This window comes from Candidatus Accumulibacter contiguus (assembly GCF_012940005.1).
Classification (GTDB): domain Bacteria; phylum Pseudomonadota; class Gammaproteobacteria; order Burkholderiales; family Rhodocyclaceae; genus Accumulibacter; species Accumulibacter contiguus.
This window is the reverse complement of sequence record NZ_SPMX01000036.1, coordinates 71,018-87,855: the sequence shown is the minus strand read 5'-3', so window position 1 is coordinate 87,855 and position 16,838 is coordinate 71,018. Positions and strand designations below refer to the sequence as shown.

Here is a 16,838-nt window from a genome sequence, read left to right as displayed (position 1 = left end):
TCATCACCGCTCGAATGTCGCCTTCCCTATCCGTTATGTATACCAGCCGGCTACCAGGCACGGTCTCGGCCAGATCGGCCACGATGGTATAGCCTTCCACCCAGCGGATACTTTCCTTGATGTCGGGCTGACCTTTTGGCTTTCGCGCCCACATCCAGCAGTCGGTCGCGCCCAACACCAACCCGCTCGGCGTCATCGCCAGGGTCGGATGCGCAAACATCCCATGCTGGGCGTCGTAGCTCAACCGTCCCAGCCCGGCAATCCCCGGCTGCGAGGTAAAATCCGCTTCGGTGGTATCCTGAACACACAAGACAACCGGCTGGCCCTGCATCCGCTTTATCGTTTGCTGGGTATGAACCTCCAGGATTTCACGCCAGTCCGTCGCGGGATTGTCCAGCAGCCGGTAGGCCGCTTTGGTTTCCGCCCAACCCCCGCAAGCCACCGGGATGCTTCCGGTCGGTTGTGCCGACAGATCATCCACCAGCTTGATCAAGCGCCGCGTCCGCCGCGCATCCCCCAAATCCAGATCCTTGAACTCCTCCGCTGCCCAACCCATGCCATACCTCCGCAAGATTACGAAATATACGTTTTAACAACAGCTTGAAAACTGTTGCCGTTTGCATATATGGGGTGGGTAAGCGGAAATGCAACAGCGTTTGCTATCGCGTTGGAGTCAAGCCACGCCGCGCGCTCCTATGTCAAGTGAGTTGTGGGTAATCGGGTGCGCCAAACACCCAGATCAGCGGTGCGACCAGGACCACCGCCAGCCAGCTGCCATGTTCCCCGAACAGATCGATCATCAGCGCGGTCGCGATCGTCGAGTTGGTCACCACCGCGATATTGGTGCCGACCAGCGTCGTAGACAGCAACCATTCCGGCCGCTTCTCGAGCATTTCGAGCGCCAGACGCGCGCCACGCGAGCCTTTGGCGGCATCGTGACGCAGCTTCATTCGGTCGGCGCTGACGATGCCGAGTTCTGAACCCGAGAAGAAGCCCTCGGCGACCAGGCAAACGATCATCAGCAGGACAGTGATCCAGATCTCCACCATCTATGCATCCTTCCGCTTGCCGAACACAGGAGCCGGCGCCCCGGCACTCGCTGGACCGCCCTCGCCAGCCGGCGGCATGGCTTGTGCCGTTGCCGATGCGCCGTGTACAAACTCGTCACCGGCATCCGTTTCCGGTCGTGCGACCACTTCCGGCAGGCGTTCGACCAGGGCGTGCGTGATGCGGTTATGCTCGATCATTTCCACGGTGAACTTCAGGCCGCAGAGATCGATCACTGCGCCTGCGGCCGGCAGTTCACCAAAGGCGTCCAGCAGCACGCCGGCCAGGGTTTCGGCCTCCTCGCGCTCGATCGCGACGCCAAACTCCTGATGGAAGTCTTCGACCGACATGCTGGCATCGATCAGACGGCGGCCATCGGCCAGTTCGCGCACCGGGTGTCTACTTACCGCTTCTCTGTCGGAAGGGCTGGCAATCTCGCCGAAGACGCACTCGAGCAGATCTTCCATCGTTACCAGCCCGGTAACGCCCCCGTACTCATCGACGATCAGCGCGAAGGAGAGCTTGCGCTGGCGGAAGGTATGGAACAGCTCCACCGCCGGTTTCGATTCGGGAAAGAAGTTTGCCTGGCGCAGCAGTTTGCGAACCCCCTGCGGATCGCGTTCGAGGCGTGCAAGATCGACGCCGAGCAGATCGCGCGCGTGCAGGATGCCGACGATGCTGTCACGGTGTCCCTTGAATACCGGATAACGGGACTGGCGGCTTGCCTTGATCTGTGCCAGTAATTCCGCCAGCGGCAGATCGGCCGACAGAAAATGGATGTCCGAGCGCGGGCGCATGAGATCGCGCAGGGTCTTGCTGCCGAAGTCGAAGATCTTCTCGATGTACTGCGCTTCCTGACTGTCGAGGGCGCCTTCGCCAACGGCATCATGTACCAGCGTGCGAATCATGTCTTCGGTGACCAGATTGCCCTGTGAGCGCTGTCTGCCGACGATCAGGGTGATGAAGAAATCGGCGATATACCGGATCACTTCGCGCAGCGGCGTAATCAGGCGAGCGACGAGATCAATCGGACGGCATTCGACGTTGGCAAATGCGACGTTGTTGCGAATCGCCAGCACTTTCGGCGTGATCTCGCCGAACAACAACAGGATCGGCACCATTACCAGCAGGTTGATCATCTCGTTCTCGGCGCCGAACAGGTGGATGATCATCGCCGCCGAGATCACCGACGCCGAGACATTGACGAACTCGTTACCGATCAGGATGGTGACGATCAGTCGCCGCGGCTCGCTGCGCAGCCGTTCGATCAGCTCGATGCGCGGATTCCGGGCAGCGCGCATCTGATCGAGCTGGAAAGAACTCAGCGAGAACAGCGAGGTCTCGGTGCTCGAAAAGAAGCCCGAGAATCCCAGCAGGACGACAAAAACGACCAGTTCAATCCAAAGTGATGGGTCCACCCCAAAGCTCCCGAATCAATGTGTGCATACTTTACGACAAAAGTTAGACGCCGGCCATGGCCTGCCAATGCAAACTCGTTCAGTTTCAGCCAATTTGATGCCAAGGTCAAATACTGTGCATTTCAGTCTGTGGAGGGCACTGGCCGCTGCTGCCTATCACGAAAAGTATATTGCTGCGACGCAGCATATTCTGCTATATTGTATGCGTTCGCTACTTGCGTACGCACGCTGCTGCAGGACATGTATGTACATCGTAGATGACCCCACCCTTGCGCTGATTACCCGATTTGTGGGTGATTCCCCGAATCCGGATCTCGCGGATGCCGAGTTCTTTCGCCAGCAGCTTTCGGCCATCGAAGCGTATGTCGAAAGCTTTCCTGACGCTGACAGGGAGTTGCGTGCACTGGAGTGGATTGAGGCCAATGCCAGGCAATATCGCCAGCAGTGGCAAAAACAGGCGGCGATCAGTACCCTGGCCAGTACGCGTTGCCCGGATTGCCCGATCGCGGGCGGCGACAAGCACACGCCTTGTGCCATTCACACACGCTGGTTGGCTCTCCTGCGACGCTACGCCGCGAGCGAGTTGTCTTCAAATGCTTATGTGGAACAAAGCCTGGCGCTATTGACTGCACACAAGGACTGGCTGAAGGTCGGCCATGCCCGTCAGTCTCTGCTGCGCGCAGGTGCGCTGCGTGACGTTTTCACGGACGCTCAGCGAGAGCCGCAGCGGCTTCAATGAAGCAAGTTTCCATTTGTCCTTGCAAGGCGAGATGCCGCATTCCTGATCGGCAGCCTGATGGCTGACACATCGGCCATTTGACGGTATTGGCCAGGCGGCCACTGCGGAACCGACCCACAGTGCTGCCGAACGACTCGGTGGTCGGAAAGGGGGAAGTGCAATGCAAATCGCGGTTCTGGGTGCCGGCGCCTGGGGTACTGCCCTGGCGATCTCCTTTGCCCACCGTCATTCCGTCAGCTTGTGGGCACGCGATCCCGAAAAGGCTGCACGCATGCAGGCGGCCGGTGAAAACAGCCGCTACCTGCCGGGCCATCGCTTTCCTGCTTCGCTGCGGGCGACTGCTGATTTTTCGGCGGCCTGCAAGAATGCCGAGCTGATGCTCATCGCTGCGCCCCTGGCTGGTTTGCGTGCTGCGCTGCAGCATCTGCGTGATGCCGAGGTCGAAACGCCCTTCCTCTGGGTCTGCAAGGGCCTTGAAAAGGGGACCGGACTGCTGCCGCACCAGGTCGTTCGGGAGGTGCTCGGCGAACGCATGTGCGGCGTACTCACGGGGCCGAGCTTTGCCGATGAACTGGCTCGCGATTTGCCGACGGTGGTGACGATCGCGTCGACCGACGCGAACTTCGCGCTGCGCTGTGCCGAAGCCTTGCGTGGGCCGCGACTGCGCATCTATGCCAGCGATGACGTGATCGGCGCCGAAGTGGGCGGTGCCGTCAAGAACGTCATGGCCATTGCCACCGGTGTTTGTGATGGTCTCGGGCTGGGGATGAATGCCCGCGCCGCCTTGATGACGCGGGGGTTGCACGAAATCGCCCGTTTTGGCAAGGCGCTGGGGGGACACGCCGACACCTTCATGGGCTTGTCCGGCATGGGCGACCTGTTTCTGACCTGTACTGGCGACCTCTCACGCAACCGGCGCGTGGGCCTGTTGCTGGCCACCGGCAAGCCCCTCGATCAGATTACCCGCGAACTGGGCCAGGTTGCCGAAGGCGTACCCGCCGCGCACGAGGTACAGCGCCGTGCCGCTGCGCTTGGCGTCAAAATGCCGATTACCGACTGGGTTTGTACGTTGCTCGACGGCAGCGTGACGCCAATCGAAGGTGTCGCCGCGCTGATGGAGCGGGACATTGGTTTCGAGGGCAGGTAGCGCTCGATGCTCCGGCACTTCGCCCGCCAGACTCATGCGGCGCCAGCGTAGCCGATCTGCCGCCAGGCTTCATATACCGTAATGGCGACGGCGTTGGAGAGGTTGATGCTGCGATTGTTTGGCCGCATCGGCAGGCACAGGCGTTGCTCGGCGGCAAACTCGGCGAGAATTTCTGCCGGCAGTCCGCGCGTTTCACAACCGAAGACCAGCACATCCCCGGCCCGGAAGTCGGCAACAGCGGGACGCAGAGTTCCTTTGGTGGTCAGCGCAAAACGCCGCCCCTGCGGCGAAAGTGCCGTCAGTGCCGCACAGCAGTGGGTCCAGTCGGGGTGAATCTGCACGCTCGCCAACTCCGCGTAGTCCATGCCGGCGCGCCGCAGCCGGGCTTCGGTCAGCGCGAATCCGAGCGGTTCGACGAGGTGCAGGCGTGTGCCGGTATTGGCACACAGGCGAATCACATTGCCGGTATTGGGCGGGATTTCCGGGTGGATCAGTACGACCTCGAACATCTGCCCGCCTGCACGCTGCTTGATCGGGCGGCGACTCAGCGCAGACCGAGTACGTCCTGCATGTCGAACAGGCCGGATTTGCGCTGCACCAGAAAATGCGCCGCGCGCAGGCTTCCCAATGCATATGGCATGCGACTGCTCGCCTTGTGGCCGATTTCGATGCGTTCACCAACGCCGCAGAACATCACGTTGTGATCGCCGACGATGTCGCCGCCGCGGATGGTGGCAAAGCCGATGCTCGACTGCGGCCGCTCACCGGTGACTCCCTCGCGCGTGTAGATGGCGCACTGCCTGAGTTCACGCCCGAGCGCCTGCGCCACCACCTCACCCATGCGCAGCGCGGTTCCCGAGGGCGCGTCGACCTTGTGCCGGTGGTGCGCCTCGAAGACCTCGACATCGTAGCCTTCGCCGAGAATCCGGGCCGCCACGTCGAGCAGTTTGAAAACCACGTTGACGCCGACGCTCATGTTCGGCGCCAGGACCACCGCAATGTCCTCTGCTGCGGCAGCAATCGCTGCCTTGCCCGCGGCGTCGAAACCGGTGGTACCGATGACCATCGCCACGCCATGGCGGCGGCAGATTTCGAGGTGCTGGAGAGTTGCTGCGGGGCGTGTAAAGTCGATCAGGCAGGTGGCACGGGCAATGCCGGCGTCGCGGTCGCTGCTGACCAGGACACCGCAGGGCATCCCTACCAGTTCGCCAGCATCCTTGCCCTGTTCGGGGACGCCAGGCTGGTCAATCGCGGCCACCAGCGTCGCTGCCACATCTTTCAGCGTGACTTCGAGCAGCATGCGTCCCATGCGTCCGCCAGCACCGGCGATCGCGATCCTCAATCCATCCATGTCAGAATCCCATGCTTTCCATAATCGTGCCGAAGAAACCCGGTCCATCCGGAGGCGGCAGCACCGTACTGCCATCTGCCGGCAGCGAGCCCAGATCGATTTCCCGGTTGCGCGCCTCGAAGACCACTGCGGCGTCGGTGGATTGCACCGGGGCCACATCACCGGCCACGTTTCGCAGTTTGCCGTCGGCGTCAAAAAAGACCGTAAACCGGCGCGTTTCGATCTCGCCCGAATTCCCTTTCTTCAGCCAATAAAAGTAATCCCAGCGGTTGGCGTGAAACATGTCCGTCAACACCGGCGTGCCGAGGATGAAGCGCACCTGATCCTTGGTCAGGCCGGGGCGCAACTGGGAAACCATTTCCTGAGACAGGACGTTACCCTGCTGCACGTCGATCCGGTATTCGTTGACGATGCGCGGTACCGTCGAGCAAGCGGCAAGCGTGCAGAGAACCATGACAGGATAGGCGAAACGTGGAAAGATCATGTTCAGGTCGGATCGTGGTGTGTGATCAGTGCGAGCCAGGGCAAGTGAAGCGACCCCGCCGGGAGCCGGATCATGTTCGATCCGAACGAAAGCTTGGCGGCAGTGCCGCACGGCTGCCATCGCAGGGTATATCATAACCGAAACCCTCCTTTCATAGCCGATCAAGGTAAGCCGATGAGCAACTCCGACGACCTCAAGAACATGGGGCTGAAAGCCACCATTCCACGCCTCAAGATCCTCGCCCTGTTCGAGAAGACCGAGATCCGCCATCTCACCGCCGAGGATGTCTACCGACTGCTGCTCGCCGAGAATCTGGACATCGGCCTGGCCACCGTCTATCGTGTCCTGACCCAGTTCGAACAGGCAGGGCTGATTGAGCGCCACTATTTCGAATCGGGCAAGGCGGTCTTCGAGTTGAGCCCCGGACAGCACCATGATCACCTGGTCTGTGTCGACTGCGGCCGGGTCGAGGAATTCTACGATGCCGAGATCGAACGCCGGCAAACGAAGATTGCCAAGGATCGCGGTTTCGTCATTCGCGAGCACTCGCTTTATCTGTATGCCGAATGCACCAAGCCGGACTGTCCGCATCGCGGCACTGCGCTCCGGCATCCCGGCGAGCGCAACAGGACGCCCTCCTGAGCAGCGCTTACCAGAGGGGCGCTGCAAAAGCCCTGGCGAATAGCTCGGCGATTGCATCCCGGCTTGGACGATGATTCTGGCCACCCCGATGGGCGATCTTGACAGCGCCCATCACCGCTGCAAGCTGACCAATCTTTTTCCAGCCCCAGCCGGCGGCAATTCCGTAGAGCAGGCCCGCGCGGTAAGCGTCACCGCATCCAGTAGGGTCAACGACCGCCTCGGCCTGAACGCAGGGAATCTCATGGCAATGGCCGCCGGCATAGATTCGTGAACCGGCACCACCCAGGGTGACGACCAGCGCTTCCACTTCGCCAGCGAGTTGCTCAAGCGATCGGCCAGTTCGGTCGCACAGCAGCTTCGCTTCATAATCGTTGAAACAGGCGTAATTGGCGAGGCGCATGAAATTCATCAGTTCGTCGCCAGAAAACATCGGCAAGCCCTGACCAGGGTCGAAGATAAAGGGCACGGCCGTCGCCGCGAGATCCTGCGCGTGTTGCAGCATGCCGTCACGACCATCGGGAGCGACGATGCCGAGTGTTGCCCCTTCGACGTCGGCGACCCGATTGAGATGCGAGTACATCATCGCGCCGGGGTGGAAGGCGGTGATCTGGTTGTCGTCGAGGTCGGTGGTGATGAAGGCCTGCGCGGTAAAGCTGCCGGCAATCCGGCGCACATGTGCGCGCTTGATGCCGTAGTCATCGAGTCGCAACAGATAGGGGTCGGCATCGTCGCCCACCGTGGCCATGATCAAGGGTTCGCCACCGAGCAGTTTGAGGTTGTAAGCGATATTGCCTGCGCAACCGCCAAACTCCCGACGCATCTCGGGTACCAGAAAAGCAACATTGAGAATGTGAATCTGCTCGGGCAGGATGTGATTCTTGAAACGATCATGGAAGACCATGATGTTGTCGAAGGCGATGGAGCCGCAAATGAGCGTAGACATGGACTTTCCGGGGTTTTAGGGTCTGAGGTGGAATGGGAAGGAATGGCGGCAAGGCCTGCTCGGCACCCGCAGCCCTCTGGAACACGCAATCAAGGGTAGAAGACGTAAAGCCGGTAACCGGCAGCTTTGATCCCGCCGGCCTCGATCCATAGCCTGATCTCGACGTCGGCATTGGCTGCGAATGATTCCTCTGGCAGCAGCGAAGGTAACAGATACTCATCAGGCTGCAAAACGCGGCGTGCGATCACCCTGTCATTGCTGTCGGTGAGCGTCAGTTCGAGCGCCGGGTAGGCCTGCGCATATGCTGCCCGATTGCGCAGCGTAGCTTGCAGGGCGAGCAGTTTGTTGCGTCCCGGATCGATCTGCAATTCCGAGTTCTCGATGCTCACCCACTCTGAATGGCGCGGTAGCGGCATGCCGGTTCCCAAGGCATCACTCAGCGCCGTCAGCGCTGGTCGCAGGCCGGGTATGCCGATCGCGATGGCCGTACGAAAATGAAACACCAACTGGCAGGCAAGCATCACGGCAAGCAGTGCAGCGACGGTCGCGAATGTCCTGCTGGTCATGGCCTTGTCGGCCGGCCGCGCCGGCCTGCCCACCACCCCTTCGAGCCAGCCGCCGTAGCCTGGCATTGCGCGCGTTTCATGAGGCCGCACCGGACTTTCTGCCAGGGGCTTCTCGGCACTGGTGATGCCTGGTTCAGAAGAGCATGGCGCAGACTCGATGGGAATGTCGGCAGGCTGCATATCGGTCGGCTCGGGAACTGGCGGCAATAACAGGCCGGTGGCGGGGGCAGGGCGATGGGTTGGCTCCTCCCAGGTTTGCACGGCTGCCGTCGCGGGATCCGAAGAAGCCGCTACCGTCGCCTGATCCGGGGGGATCGGGGTCAGCAGCGGCGCGTCGTCGTCGAGCAGGCTGTCGATGGCATTGAACACTGTGCGGCATTGCCCGCAGCGGACTTTTCCGGCACGCGCGCGGATCTGCTCGGAAGTGACACGGAAGATCGTTTGGCAGCTCGGGCAGCAGGTTTTCACGGCTTATGCCTTGACGCCCGCCAGGCAGACCCAGCCGTCGCGAGTGTCAGCAACGCCAAGCGGCAGGTAGGGCGCGTAGGCTGCAATCAGCTCGTCCGCCTGCGAGAAGAGAATTCCCGACAGCGCGAGCCTACCACCTGAGCGGACGTGCGCGCTGATCAACGGTGCCAGGACCTTGAGCGGATTGGCAAGGATGTTCGCTACCACGATGTCGAACTGAGAATGCAACTCTTGTGCCGAATCCTGGAAGCGGGCGTTGACCCCGTTCCCCTCGGCATTTTGCCTGGCTGAGATCACCGCCTGCGGGTCGATATCGACGCCGACCACCTCGCCTGCACCGAGTCTGGCCGCGGCGATGGCGAGAATCCCGGAGCCGCAGCCGTAATCGAGCATCGACATCCCAGGGAGCGCACAGCGCTCAAGCCATTCCAGGCAAAGCCGGGTCGTCGGATGCGAGCCCGTTCCGAACGCCATGCCGGGATCGAGCACCAGGACGATTGCTTGTGGATCCGGGGCCTGGTGCCATGAGGGAACGATCCACAAGCGCTTCGAGACACGAATCGGCTCGAACTGCGATTGCGTCAGTCGCACCCAGTCCTGATCGGCCACCTCTTCCTGTGTGAAGGCCGGCAAATCATCGAGACCGGCCAGCGCCGCGCAGCTTGCCAGAAGCTGCCTGGCATCGCTGTCCGGCTTGAGCAGCGCAATGACCCGTGAACGATTCCAGCCCGGCCGGCTGATTGAATCGGGCTCGCCAAACTGCGGCTGTTCATCGGGTGTGCCAGCATCCGCATCCTCGATGCTGGCTGCCAGTGCGCCTGCATCGAGGAGGGCGTCAGCAAGCGCCTCGGCGTGTTGGCAGTCGGTCTGGATGCTCAGAGATAGCCAGGCCATCGTGATTCGGCGACGATCAGCCGCCCTTGTTGACCTCGTCCTTGGCGGCGAGTCTTTGCTCCAGATAGTGGATGCTGGTGCCGCCCTCCATGAAACGGGCATCCTGCATGAGATCCTGATGCAGTGCGATGTTCGTCTTGATGCCTTCGATGCTCATTTCGGAGAGGGCAATGCGCATGCGACGAATCGCCTGGTCGCGACTGTCGCCATAGGCGATCACCTTGGCGACCATCGAGTCATAGTGTGACGGAATGGTATAGCCCTGATAGATATGCGAGTCCACGCGAATTCCGGGCCCTCCCGGCGGATGATAGAAACTGATCTTGCCTGGCGACGGAACGAAAGTGAAGGGATCTTCGGCGTTGATCCGGCATTCGATGGCGTGGCCGCGGAAAGTCAGATCACGCTGCCTGAAGCGCAGTTTTTCACCGGCAGCAATGCGGATCTGCTCGGCAACGAGATCGACCCCAGAGATCTGCTCGGTGACCGGGTGTTCAACCTGGATGCGGGTGTTCATCTCGATGAAGTAGAACTCGTTATTCTCGAACAGGAATTCGAAGGTGCCTGCACCACGATAGTTGATGCGCCGGCACGCTTCGGCACAACGCTCACCGATGCGCACGATATACCGGCTGGGGATGCCGGGGGCCGGCGCTTCCTCGATGATCTTCTGGTGACGGCGCTGCATCGAGCAATCGCGTTCGCCAAGGTAGACTGCATTCCTGAAACTGTCGGCCAGGACCTGGATCTCGACATGGCGCGGATTTTCCAGGTATTTCTCCAGATAGACGTTGGGATTTCCGAAAAAGCTTTGTGCCTCCGAACGGGTCATGTTCACGGCGTTGATCAGCGCTGCTTCGGTATGGACGACGCGCATCCCGCGTCCACCCCCTCCACCCGCGGCCTTGATGATCACCGGGTAGCCGACGGCCTTGGCAATCAGCACGATCTCCCTGGGGTCGTCGGGTAACGCACCTTCCGAACCGGGCACACAGGGGACTCCGGTGATGCGCATGGCCTCCTTCGCGGAGACCTTGTCGCCCATCAGCCGAATGGTCTCCGGTCTGGGCCCGATGAATACGAACCCGGAGGATTCGACCCGCTCGGCAAAGTCGGCGTTCTCGGAGAGGAAGCCATAGCCTGGGTGAATGGCCTGCGCGTCAGTGACCTCGGCCGCCGAGATGATTGCCGGTACGTTGAGATAGCTCTGGGCGGAAGGCGCCGGACCAATGCAGACCGACTCGTCGGCCAATCTGACGTACTTGGCTTCTCGGTCCGCCTCCGAATGAACGACCACTGTCTTGATCCCGAGTTCGCGGCAGGCGCGCTGGATGCGAAGGGCAATTTCTCCGCGATTGGCAATGAGGACTTTTCCGAACATGGCGGACGGTTCTCCTAATGCGCGAGTCGCGTCAGCGACTCACGAATCTCTCCTCCACACTCGCGGGGGATGGGTTGGTGGAGAGGGAAACGGCCGTGACTTTCCTGATTGGGGGTGCCTGGAAAAGTCATGACGGTTAGCCGATGATGAACAAGGGTTCACCATATTCGACCGGTTGACCGTTCTCGATCAGAATCGCCTTGATCGTTCCCCCCCCGCTCGGCTTCGATCTCGTTGAGCAGCTTCATGGCTTCGATGATGCAGAGCGTATCTCCGACCTTGACCATACTGCCTACCTCGACAAAGGGTTCAGCACCGGGACTCGATGCACGATAGAAGGTGCCGACCATCGGCGCCTTGATGATATCTCCTTCCGGAAGATCGGTTTCCTCCGCTGCGGCAAGCGTGGCAGTTGGCCCCGCTACTGGCGGGGCAAGCGGCAATGCGGCCGGCGGCGCGTAGGCATGCTGCGCCATGCCGCCGCCCTGCTTGACGATGCGGACCCGTTCCTCGGCATCGTTGATCTCGAGTTCGGTGATGCTCGAATCCTCGACAAGGTCGATGAGTTTCTTCAGTTTTCGCAGATCCATGGATTCACTCCAGATAGTCGTTCTTGTTTGTGGCCAAGCCTGGAGCATGCGCCAGGACAAGCCCGCAGGCGATCAAAGGTTTCGCTCTGCAGCGATCCTGCCCAGGAGATATTCCAGCGCCAGCAGATAACCCTCGCTACCCAGGCCGCTAATGACGCCAATCGCCAGCTCAGAAAAATACGAGTGCTGGCGAAACGGCTCACGGGCATGTACGTTGGACAGGTGCACTTCGACGAAGGGAATGCCGGTGCCGGCGAGAGCATCGCGTAAGGCGATGCTGGTATGCGTGTAGGCCGCAGGATTGATGATCAGAAAACGGACACCCTGGGCGCGGGCGGCATGAACGCGCTCGATCAATGCGCCCTCGTGATTGCTCTGGAAGGTTTCGAGATGCACGCCGGCGGACTCGGCACGGTGAGCAAGTGCCAGATTGATCTCGGCAAGCGTGCTTGAACCGTAGTATGCGGGTTCGCGAGTGCCCAGCAGATTGAGATTGGGCCCATGCAGGACGAGCAGTCGGGGGACATCCGGCGTGGCGTCGGTTTTCGACGAAGTTTGCTTCTTCATGGCCGTCAGTTTGCCGCAAATGGCGGCATTTTGTCCAGCAAGACGTCTTCAGCGCGTCACCGCCTGCTGCAGGATACGCTCCAGTTCACTCTCGGACAAGGGGCCGAGTCGGAGCAGCAGGAGTTCACGCTGCGGACTGATCACCAGAGTATAGGGGAGGCTTAGCTGAGTGTTCCCGAGTTGCCGGGCGAGTTCGACGCCTGTTGCGCCGCCGATCAGCAAAGGGTAGCTGACCGGATAGGTTTCGGCAAAAGTTCGGATACTGTCTTCGGTGTCGAGAGCAATGCCGACAAACTGCACGTCTTGCAGCAAATGGCGGTCCTGCAGTCGCGAAAACGCAGGCATTTCGTCCCGGCAGGGTGGGCACCAGGTGGCCCAGAAATTGACGACCAGCGTTTTTCCTTGCCAACGCGAGAACGGATGCGACTTCCCGTGCACGTCATCGAGACGACTGGCGAACAGGCGCGCCAGAGCCTCGGTGGTGACGGCCGGCAAAGCCTGCTGCGGCGTACCGGAAAGTTGCGATGCGGCGTAGATAGCGGCCAGCAGGGTAGCGGCCAGCAGGCCGATCAGCACGGCGCTTCTCATGGGGCAGGGGGGCAGCTGGCGGCCAGCAGCCTGTTGACGACGTCCAGTCGGGCGCGCTCCCGAATCTTGCCGTCACGCGTCCTGAAGCTCACACGCTCCTCGTCACGCGGGTAGATGACGAGGTTGGCAACGGCGTCATCACCAACGATCGTCAGAACTGCCTCGGCACGATCGGTACGCGGAAGGCTATGGCGGAAAGCCATGCCCTCGTTGAGCAGGAAGATTTCAACGTCTTTGGCACTATCCGGGAACAATTGGATATCGATCTCGGCATGGCGGCCAGCGCTGCCATCGAGCACCGACCCGGTCAGATAGGGATGGAAGCGTTGCATCGTCGCCATCAGCCGGGCTGCGGTGCGCAGCAGATGCCGGCTTCTCGCCTGCTGTTCCTGGTCCTGGAACAAGCGCTGATAGATCCGCAGTTCAGCCTCGACTTCACTGTCGTCAGGCATGGCTACGCTCTCCGGCAAGCCGAGGCCGCGTGCCGCCTTGCGTTTGGCCAGGGTGAGATCGCTGATACCGTCCTGGGCCATCAGGCGGGCGGCGAGCGCAGCCAAATGGCTGCGCTGCTGTGAATTACGCTGGCGATCCTGTCGGCCGCTCATTGGTGAATCCCGAAGTGGTCTGGCGATGGCAGAGTGCTCGTCCGGGCGCGCAAAGACTCTGGCAAGGGTACAATCGCGCCTCTTCAGCCTGATTTTAACTTGGATTCGGGACATGCATATTCACATCCTCGGCATCGGCGGCACTTTCATGGCGGGCCTTGCACAGCTGGCGCGCGCCGCGGGGCACCACGTCACAGGTTGTGACAGTGGCGTTTACCCACCGATGAGTACGCAGCTTGAAGCTGCCGAGATCGAAGTCATCGAAGGCTACGATAGCGCGCAGACGGCTTTCGAACCCGATTGCTACGTGGTCGGCAATGCCATTACGCGTGGCAACGCCCTGCTCGAGGAAATCCTTGACCGCGGTCTGCCTTACCTTTCGGGTCCGCAATGGCTGGCCGAGAATATTCTCAAGGAACACTGGGTGATGGCAGTGGCTGGAACGCACGGCAAGACAACGGCTTCCGCGATGCTGGCGTGGATCCTTGAAGACGCCGGGCTGAGTCCAGGTTTCCTGGTTGGTGGCGTGCCGGTGAATTTCGGAGTTTCGGCGCGTCTGTCCGGCAGCAACACGGACACTCCGTTCTTCGTGATCGAAGCCGACGAATACGATACCGCTTTCTGCGACAAGCGCTCCAAGTTCATTCACTACCGCCCACGCACGCTCGTCCTGAACAATCTCGAATTCGACCATGCCGACATTTTCTCTGATCTGGCAGCGATCGAGACACAATTTCACCATTTCGTTCGCACTTTGCCGCGCCATGGACTGATTGTGTCGAACGCCGCCGACGGCAACCTGGAACGAGTTCTGGCCAGGGGCTGCTGGACTCCGGTGAAGCGCTTCAACGACACCGCTGGCTGGCGGGCGGAAGGGAACGATGTCGATGGGTCGCTGCAGCTGTTGCACGGCGACGAACTGCTTGGCAGTACGAACTGGGGCTTGACCGGTACGCACAACCGCAGCAACGCGGTTGCCGTCCTGCTCGCTGCCAGGCATGCCGGGGTATCTATTGCCAGAAGCCTGGCGGCGTTGTCACGCTTCAAGAATGTCAAGCGTCGTCTGGAGTTGCGGGGGGCCGTTGGCGATGTCCATGTTTACGACGATTTTGCCCATCACCCGACGGCAATTGCGACGACGCTGGCGGGTTTGCGCAGCAAGGTGGGCAGCAACCGCATTCTGGCGGTCCTGGAGCCGCGCTCGAATACCATGAAGCTCGGAGTGATGAAAGCCTCGCTGCCCGCCAGCCTCGGCGACGCCGATCTGGTTTTCTGCTATGCCGCGAATCTCGGATGGAGCGCCGCCGAAGCGCTCGCTCCGCTGGGCGAGAGGGTAATCATCGAAGATGATCTCGGCCGCCTGGTGGCTCGCATCGCCAGTACCGCATGCGCTGGTGACCAGGTGCTGGTGATGAGCAACGGCGACTTTGGCGGTATCCACGAGAAGCTGCTGGCAGCACTCGCCGCCGACGTTTCAGCGCAGGAAATGGTCAGCCAGCAGGGCCGCGAAGAGCAGCGTCAGATAGATGATTGAATAGCGAAAAGTCAGTCTCGCCAGCTTGTCGCTGTAATCACGCCACAGCGTGACGCTGTAGACGAGAAAAATCACATCGAGGACCAGTGCGCCAAGCAGATACCAGGGGCCGCTCATTCCCAGCGTGTAAGGCAGTACCGTCGCGGCGGTCAGCATGACCACGTAGAGCAGACTGTGCAGGCAGGTGAAGCGGATGCCGTGCGTCACCGGCAGCATCGGCAAGCCCGACTTGGCGTAGTCGGCACAACGGTAACAAGCGAGCGCCCAGAAATGCGGCGGTGTCCAGATGAAAACAATCAGGAAAAGGACCAGAGCCTCGGGGCCCACCTGACCGGTGATCGCCGTCCAGCCCAGGAGCGGTGGCATCGCGCCAGAAGCACCACCGATGACAATGTTCATCGGTGTCGCCGGCTTCAGCAGCACCGTGTAAACCAGGGCGTAACCGAGAAAGGTGGCCAGCGTCAGCCACATCGTCAGGGGATTGACAAAGCTGTACAGGATCCATAAGCCGAAGCCGCCGACGAGAGTTGCCAGGGTCAGGGTTTCCGTGTACGAGACTTCTCCACGCGCCGTCGGGCGTGCGCGCGTACGCGCCATCAACGAATCAATGTGTTTTTCGATCAGGCAATTGATCGCTGCCGCAGCGCCGGCGACCAGAGCAATACCGACTGATGCCGCAACAAACAGTCCGAACGGCGGGAATGACGGCGTGGCGAGAAACATCCCGATCATTGCGGTGAACACGATCAGGCTGTTAACCCGCGGCTTGCACAACTCGAAGAAAGCTCCCAGGCGTTGTCCGGTCGAACGACGGGAGCTTGTGCTGATAGCGGCCATATCTTACTGTTTTCTCCGACCCGTGATAGTTCGGCAGAGCCCGTGCGACTTGGTGGGGCCTCTTTGCCTGTGGAAGCTGCGTGTTGCGATTCAGCCGGTAAAGTGGATGCCGATCAGGATGTAGTCGATGAACAGCAGAATGGCGAACGGCACCATTGCCCACAGCCACTGTACCGTTCCGGTCGGCCCTGCAAACTTGGCCGGTTGCTGGCCGGCACTCTTGCGGTGCTTGAACATCGAGTAGATCGTGATGCCAAGCACCACGACGAACAGAATGGTGATGATGATCATGAAATAGCTGTGTATCTGGAGCGTATTGCGGCTGACCGCGCCTACTGGTGTGGGGAAGTCCCAGCTGTACTGAGCAAGGGCCAGCGATGGAAGCAGCGCCGCAAGCAGAGTCGATAGCGAAACGCCCGCTCGTGGACAGAAACGATGAAGTGCCTTCAATTTGTCTCCTTAGATATCTTGTCGGGCCAGGCAGCACCGAGGCTTTGTTTCAGTTCTGAGGCGAGTGCCTTTTTCTGCTCTTCTGTCAGCATACGGCCGACTTCGACTTCCCGTCCATGCGAGCGGATCAACAAGCGATGACTGCTTTGTCCCTGCGGCTTCACATACTGCAGGCGCACCCAGTACGGCTGAAATGCGTGCCGCTCAGCCAGGGCGCCACGGCGGGTTTCGATCGTCAGTTGCCCTGATTCAAGCGCAATTCTCTCGAAATCCTCTGCTGTTTCCTCGCTATGTCGCAGTGCCCACCAAAGCAGGGCAAGCTCGATGCCGGTAAAAGGCAGCACCGGCCAGGCGCCGAAATACAAAAAAACGATTGCAATCGTACTCGAAGCTGCGGCCATGGCGACAAACACCCAGTTGCGCTCGGTCACCGAAAGCGACTGGTTCGGGCGAGCCACCCAAGTTCGTCCTGTCAGTGTCCGGGCTGCAACCAGGCTCATTAATCCTCTCCACAATGGCCAGCCTCCCCGAGTAAACTGGCTGGACTTGATACAAATCAAGGTATCGGCCGGGAAATTCTAGCACGG

The 16,838-nt window shown here is 60.7% G+C and carries 20 protein-coding genes and 1 pseudogene; 4 read left to right on the top strand and 17 right to left on the bottom strand.

Going from position 1 to position 16,838, the window contains the following annotated elements:
• The 3 genes from E4Q08_RS13420 to E4Q08_RS13410 all read right to left on the bottom strand — a co-directional run.
• On the bottom strand, positions 1 to 556 hold a 556-nt coding region (locus E4Q08_RS13420; protein WP_169070736.1), incomplete at its 3' end, for an IS4/Tn5 family transposase DNA-binding protein.
• A 142-nt stretch (positions 557 to 698) separates the two neighbouring features.
• Positions 699 to 1,049, bottom strand: coding sequence for a DUF21 domain-containing protein (locus tag E4Q08_RS13415; protein ID WP_248594899.1), 351 nt, complete (start codon positions 1,047 to 1,049; stop codon positions 699 to 701).
• Positions 1,050 to 2,465: a hemolysin family protein gene (locus E4Q08_RS13410; protein ID WP_034910193.1), complete on the bottom strand. Its 1,416-nt coding sequence runs from the start codon at positions 2,463 to 2,465 to the stop codon at positions 1,050 to 1,052.
• 244 nt (positions 2,466 to 2,709) lie between these two features.
• Between E4Q08_RS13410 and E4Q08_RS13405 the strand changes: the two genes are divergently transcribed.
• The gene (locus E4Q08_RS13405) at positions 2,710 to 3,204 is read left to right on the top strand and encodes a hypothetical protein (protein ID WP_034910192.1); all 495 of its coding nucleotides are present in this window, start codon (positions 2,710 to 2,712) and stop codon (positions 3,202 to 3,204) included.
• A gap of 160 nt (positions 3,205 to 3,364) precedes the next feature.
• On the top strand, positions 3,365 to 4,351 hold the full coding sequence (locus E4Q08_RS13400; RefSeq protein WP_169070735.1) for an NAD(P)H-dependent glycerol-3-phosphate dehydrogenase: 987 nt from the start codon (positions 3,365 to 3,367) through the stop codon (positions 4,349 to 4,351).
• Between the two features lie 32 nt (positions 4,352 to 4,383).
• Here the strand turns inward: E4Q08_RS13400 and E4Q08_RS13395 are convergent, their stop codons facing one another.
• From E4Q08_RS13395 to E4Q08_RS13385, 3 genes are read right to left on the bottom strand one after another with little or no spacing between them, the layout of a single operon-like run.
• Positions 4,384 to 4,860, bottom strand: coding sequence for a tRNA (cytidine(34)-2'-O)-methyltransferase (locus E4Q08_RS13395; protein ID WP_034910188.1), 477 nt, complete (start codon positions 4,858 to 4,860; stop codon positions 4,384 to 4,386).
• Between the two features lie 35 nt (positions 4,861 to 4,895).
• Positions 4,896 to 5,702, bottom strand: coding sequence for a 4-hydroxy-tetrahydrodipicolinate reductase (dapB, locus tag E4Q08_RS13390; RefSeq protein ID WP_034910186.1), 807 nt, complete (start codon positions 5,700 to 5,702; stop codon positions 4,896 to 4,898).
• 1 nt (position 5,703) lies between these two features.
• Complete coding sequence (locus E4Q08_RS13385) at positions 5,704 to 6,351, bottom strand: outer membrane protein assembly factor BamE (RefSeq protein WP_248594898.1); 648 nt, start codon at positions 6,349 to 6,351, stop codon at positions 5,704 to 5,706.
• Between the two features lie 9 nt (positions 6,352 to 6,360).
• Here E4Q08_RS13385 and fur point away from each other — a divergent pair, with 9 nt between their 5' ends.
• The gene (gene fur, locus E4Q08_RS13380) at positions 6,361 to 6,828 is read left to right on the top strand and encodes a ferric iron uptake transcriptional regulator (RefSeq protein WP_034910184.1); all 468 of its coding nucleotides are present in this window, start codon (positions 6,361 to 6,363) and stop codon (positions 6,826 to 6,828) included.
• A gap of 7 nt (positions 6,829 to 6,835) precedes the next feature.
• Here the strand turns inward: fur and E4Q08_RS13375 are convergent, their stop codons facing one another.
• From E4Q08_RS13375 to E4Q08_RS13340, 8 genes and pseudogenes are all read right to left on the bottom strand, one after another.
• Complete coding sequence (locus E4Q08_RS13375; protein WP_169070734.1) at positions 6,836 to 7,771, bottom strand: carbohydrate kinase family protein; 936 nt, start codon at positions 7,769 to 7,771, stop codon at positions 6,836 to 6,838.
• A gap of 89 nt (positions 7,772 to 7,860) precedes the next feature.
• Entirely contained in the window at positions 7,861 to 8,805 is a 945-nt protein-coding gene (locus E4Q08_RS25770; RefSeq protein ID WP_169070733.1) for a DUF3426 domain-containing protein, read from the bottom strand.
• 3 nt (positions 8,806 to 8,808) lie between these two features.
• Complete coding sequence (gene prmA / locus E4Q08_RS13365; protein WP_034910180.1) at positions 8,809 to 9,699, bottom strand: 50S ribosomal protein L11 methyltransferase; 891 nt, start codon at positions 9,697 to 9,699, stop codon at positions 8,809 to 8,811.
• A 16-nt stretch (positions 9,700 to 9,715) separates the two neighbouring features.
• Positions 9,716 to 11,080 (bottom strand): acetyl-CoA carboxylase biotin carboxylase subunit, encoded by a 1,365-nt coding sequence (accC, locus tag E4Q08_RS13360; protein WP_034910178.1) that lies wholly within the window; start codon positions 11,078 to 11,080, stop codon positions 9,716 to 9,718.
• 136 nt (positions 11,081 to 11,216) lie between these two features.
• A pseudogene (gene accB / locus E4Q08_RS13355) lies at positions 11,217 to 11,670 on the bottom strand (acetyl-CoA carboxylase biotin carboxyl carrier protein).
• A 72-nt stretch (positions 11,671 to 11,742) separates the two neighbouring features.
• Complete coding sequence (gene aroQ / locus E4Q08_RS13350) at positions 11,743 to 12,237, bottom strand: type II 3-dehydroquinate dehydratase (RefSeq protein WP_169070732.1); 495 nt, start codon at positions 12,235 to 12,237, stop codon at positions 11,743 to 11,745.
• A 48-nt stretch (positions 12,238 to 12,285) separates the two neighbouring features.
• Positions 12,286 to 12,813, bottom strand: a complete 528-nt coding sequence (locus E4Q08_RS13345; RefSeq protein WP_169070731.1) for a TlpA family protein disulfide reductase — start codon at positions 12,811 to 12,813, stop codon at positions 12,286 to 12,288.
• Between the two features lie 8 nt (positions 12,814 to 12,821).
• Positions 12,822 to 13,430 (bottom strand): hypothetical protein, encoded by a 609-nt coding sequence (locus tag E4Q08_RS13340; RefSeq protein WP_034910171.1) that lies wholly within the window; start codon positions 13,428 to 13,430, stop codon positions 12,822 to 12,824.
• A gap of 112 nt (positions 13,431 to 13,542) precedes the next feature.
• Here E4Q08_RS13340 and mpl point away from each other — a divergent pair, with 112 nt between their 5' ends.
• Complete coding sequence (gene mpl / locus E4Q08_RS13335; protein WP_169070730.1) at positions 13,543 to 14,964, top strand: UDP-N-acetylmuramate:L-alanyl-gamma-D-glutamyl-meso-diaminopimelate ligase; 1,422 nt, start codon at positions 13,543 to 13,545, stop codon at positions 14,962 to 14,964.
• Here mpl and cyoE read toward each other — a convergent pair.
• The 3 genes from cyoE to E4Q08_RS13320 form a co-directional block, all read right to left on the bottom strand.
• Positions 14,905 to 15,801 (bottom strand): heme o synthase, encoded by an 897-nt coding sequence (gene cyoE, locus E4Q08_RS13330; RefSeq protein WP_169070729.1) that lies wholly within the window; start codon positions 15,799 to 15,801, stop codon positions 14,905 to 14,907. The genes mpl and cyoE overlap by 60 nt on opposite strands.
• Positions 15,802 to 15,891: 90 nt before the next feature.
• Positions 15,892 to 16,251 carry a cytochrome c oxidase subunit II transmembrane domain-containing protein gene (locus E4Q08_RS13325; protein ID WP_034915734.1) on the bottom strand — a complete coding sequence of 120 codons (360 nt, stop codon included), beginning with the start codon at positions 16,249 to 16,251 and terminating at the stop codon, positions 15,892 to 15,894.
• Entirely contained in the window at positions 16,248 to 16,751 is a 504-nt protein-coding gene (locus tag E4Q08_RS13320; RefSeq protein ID WP_034915731.1) for a DUF2244 domain-containing protein, read from the bottom strand. Before E4Q08_RS13320 ends, E4Q08_RS13325 begins: the two co-directional genes overlap by 4 nt.
• Positions 16,752 to 16,838 lie beyond the last annotated feature (87 nt).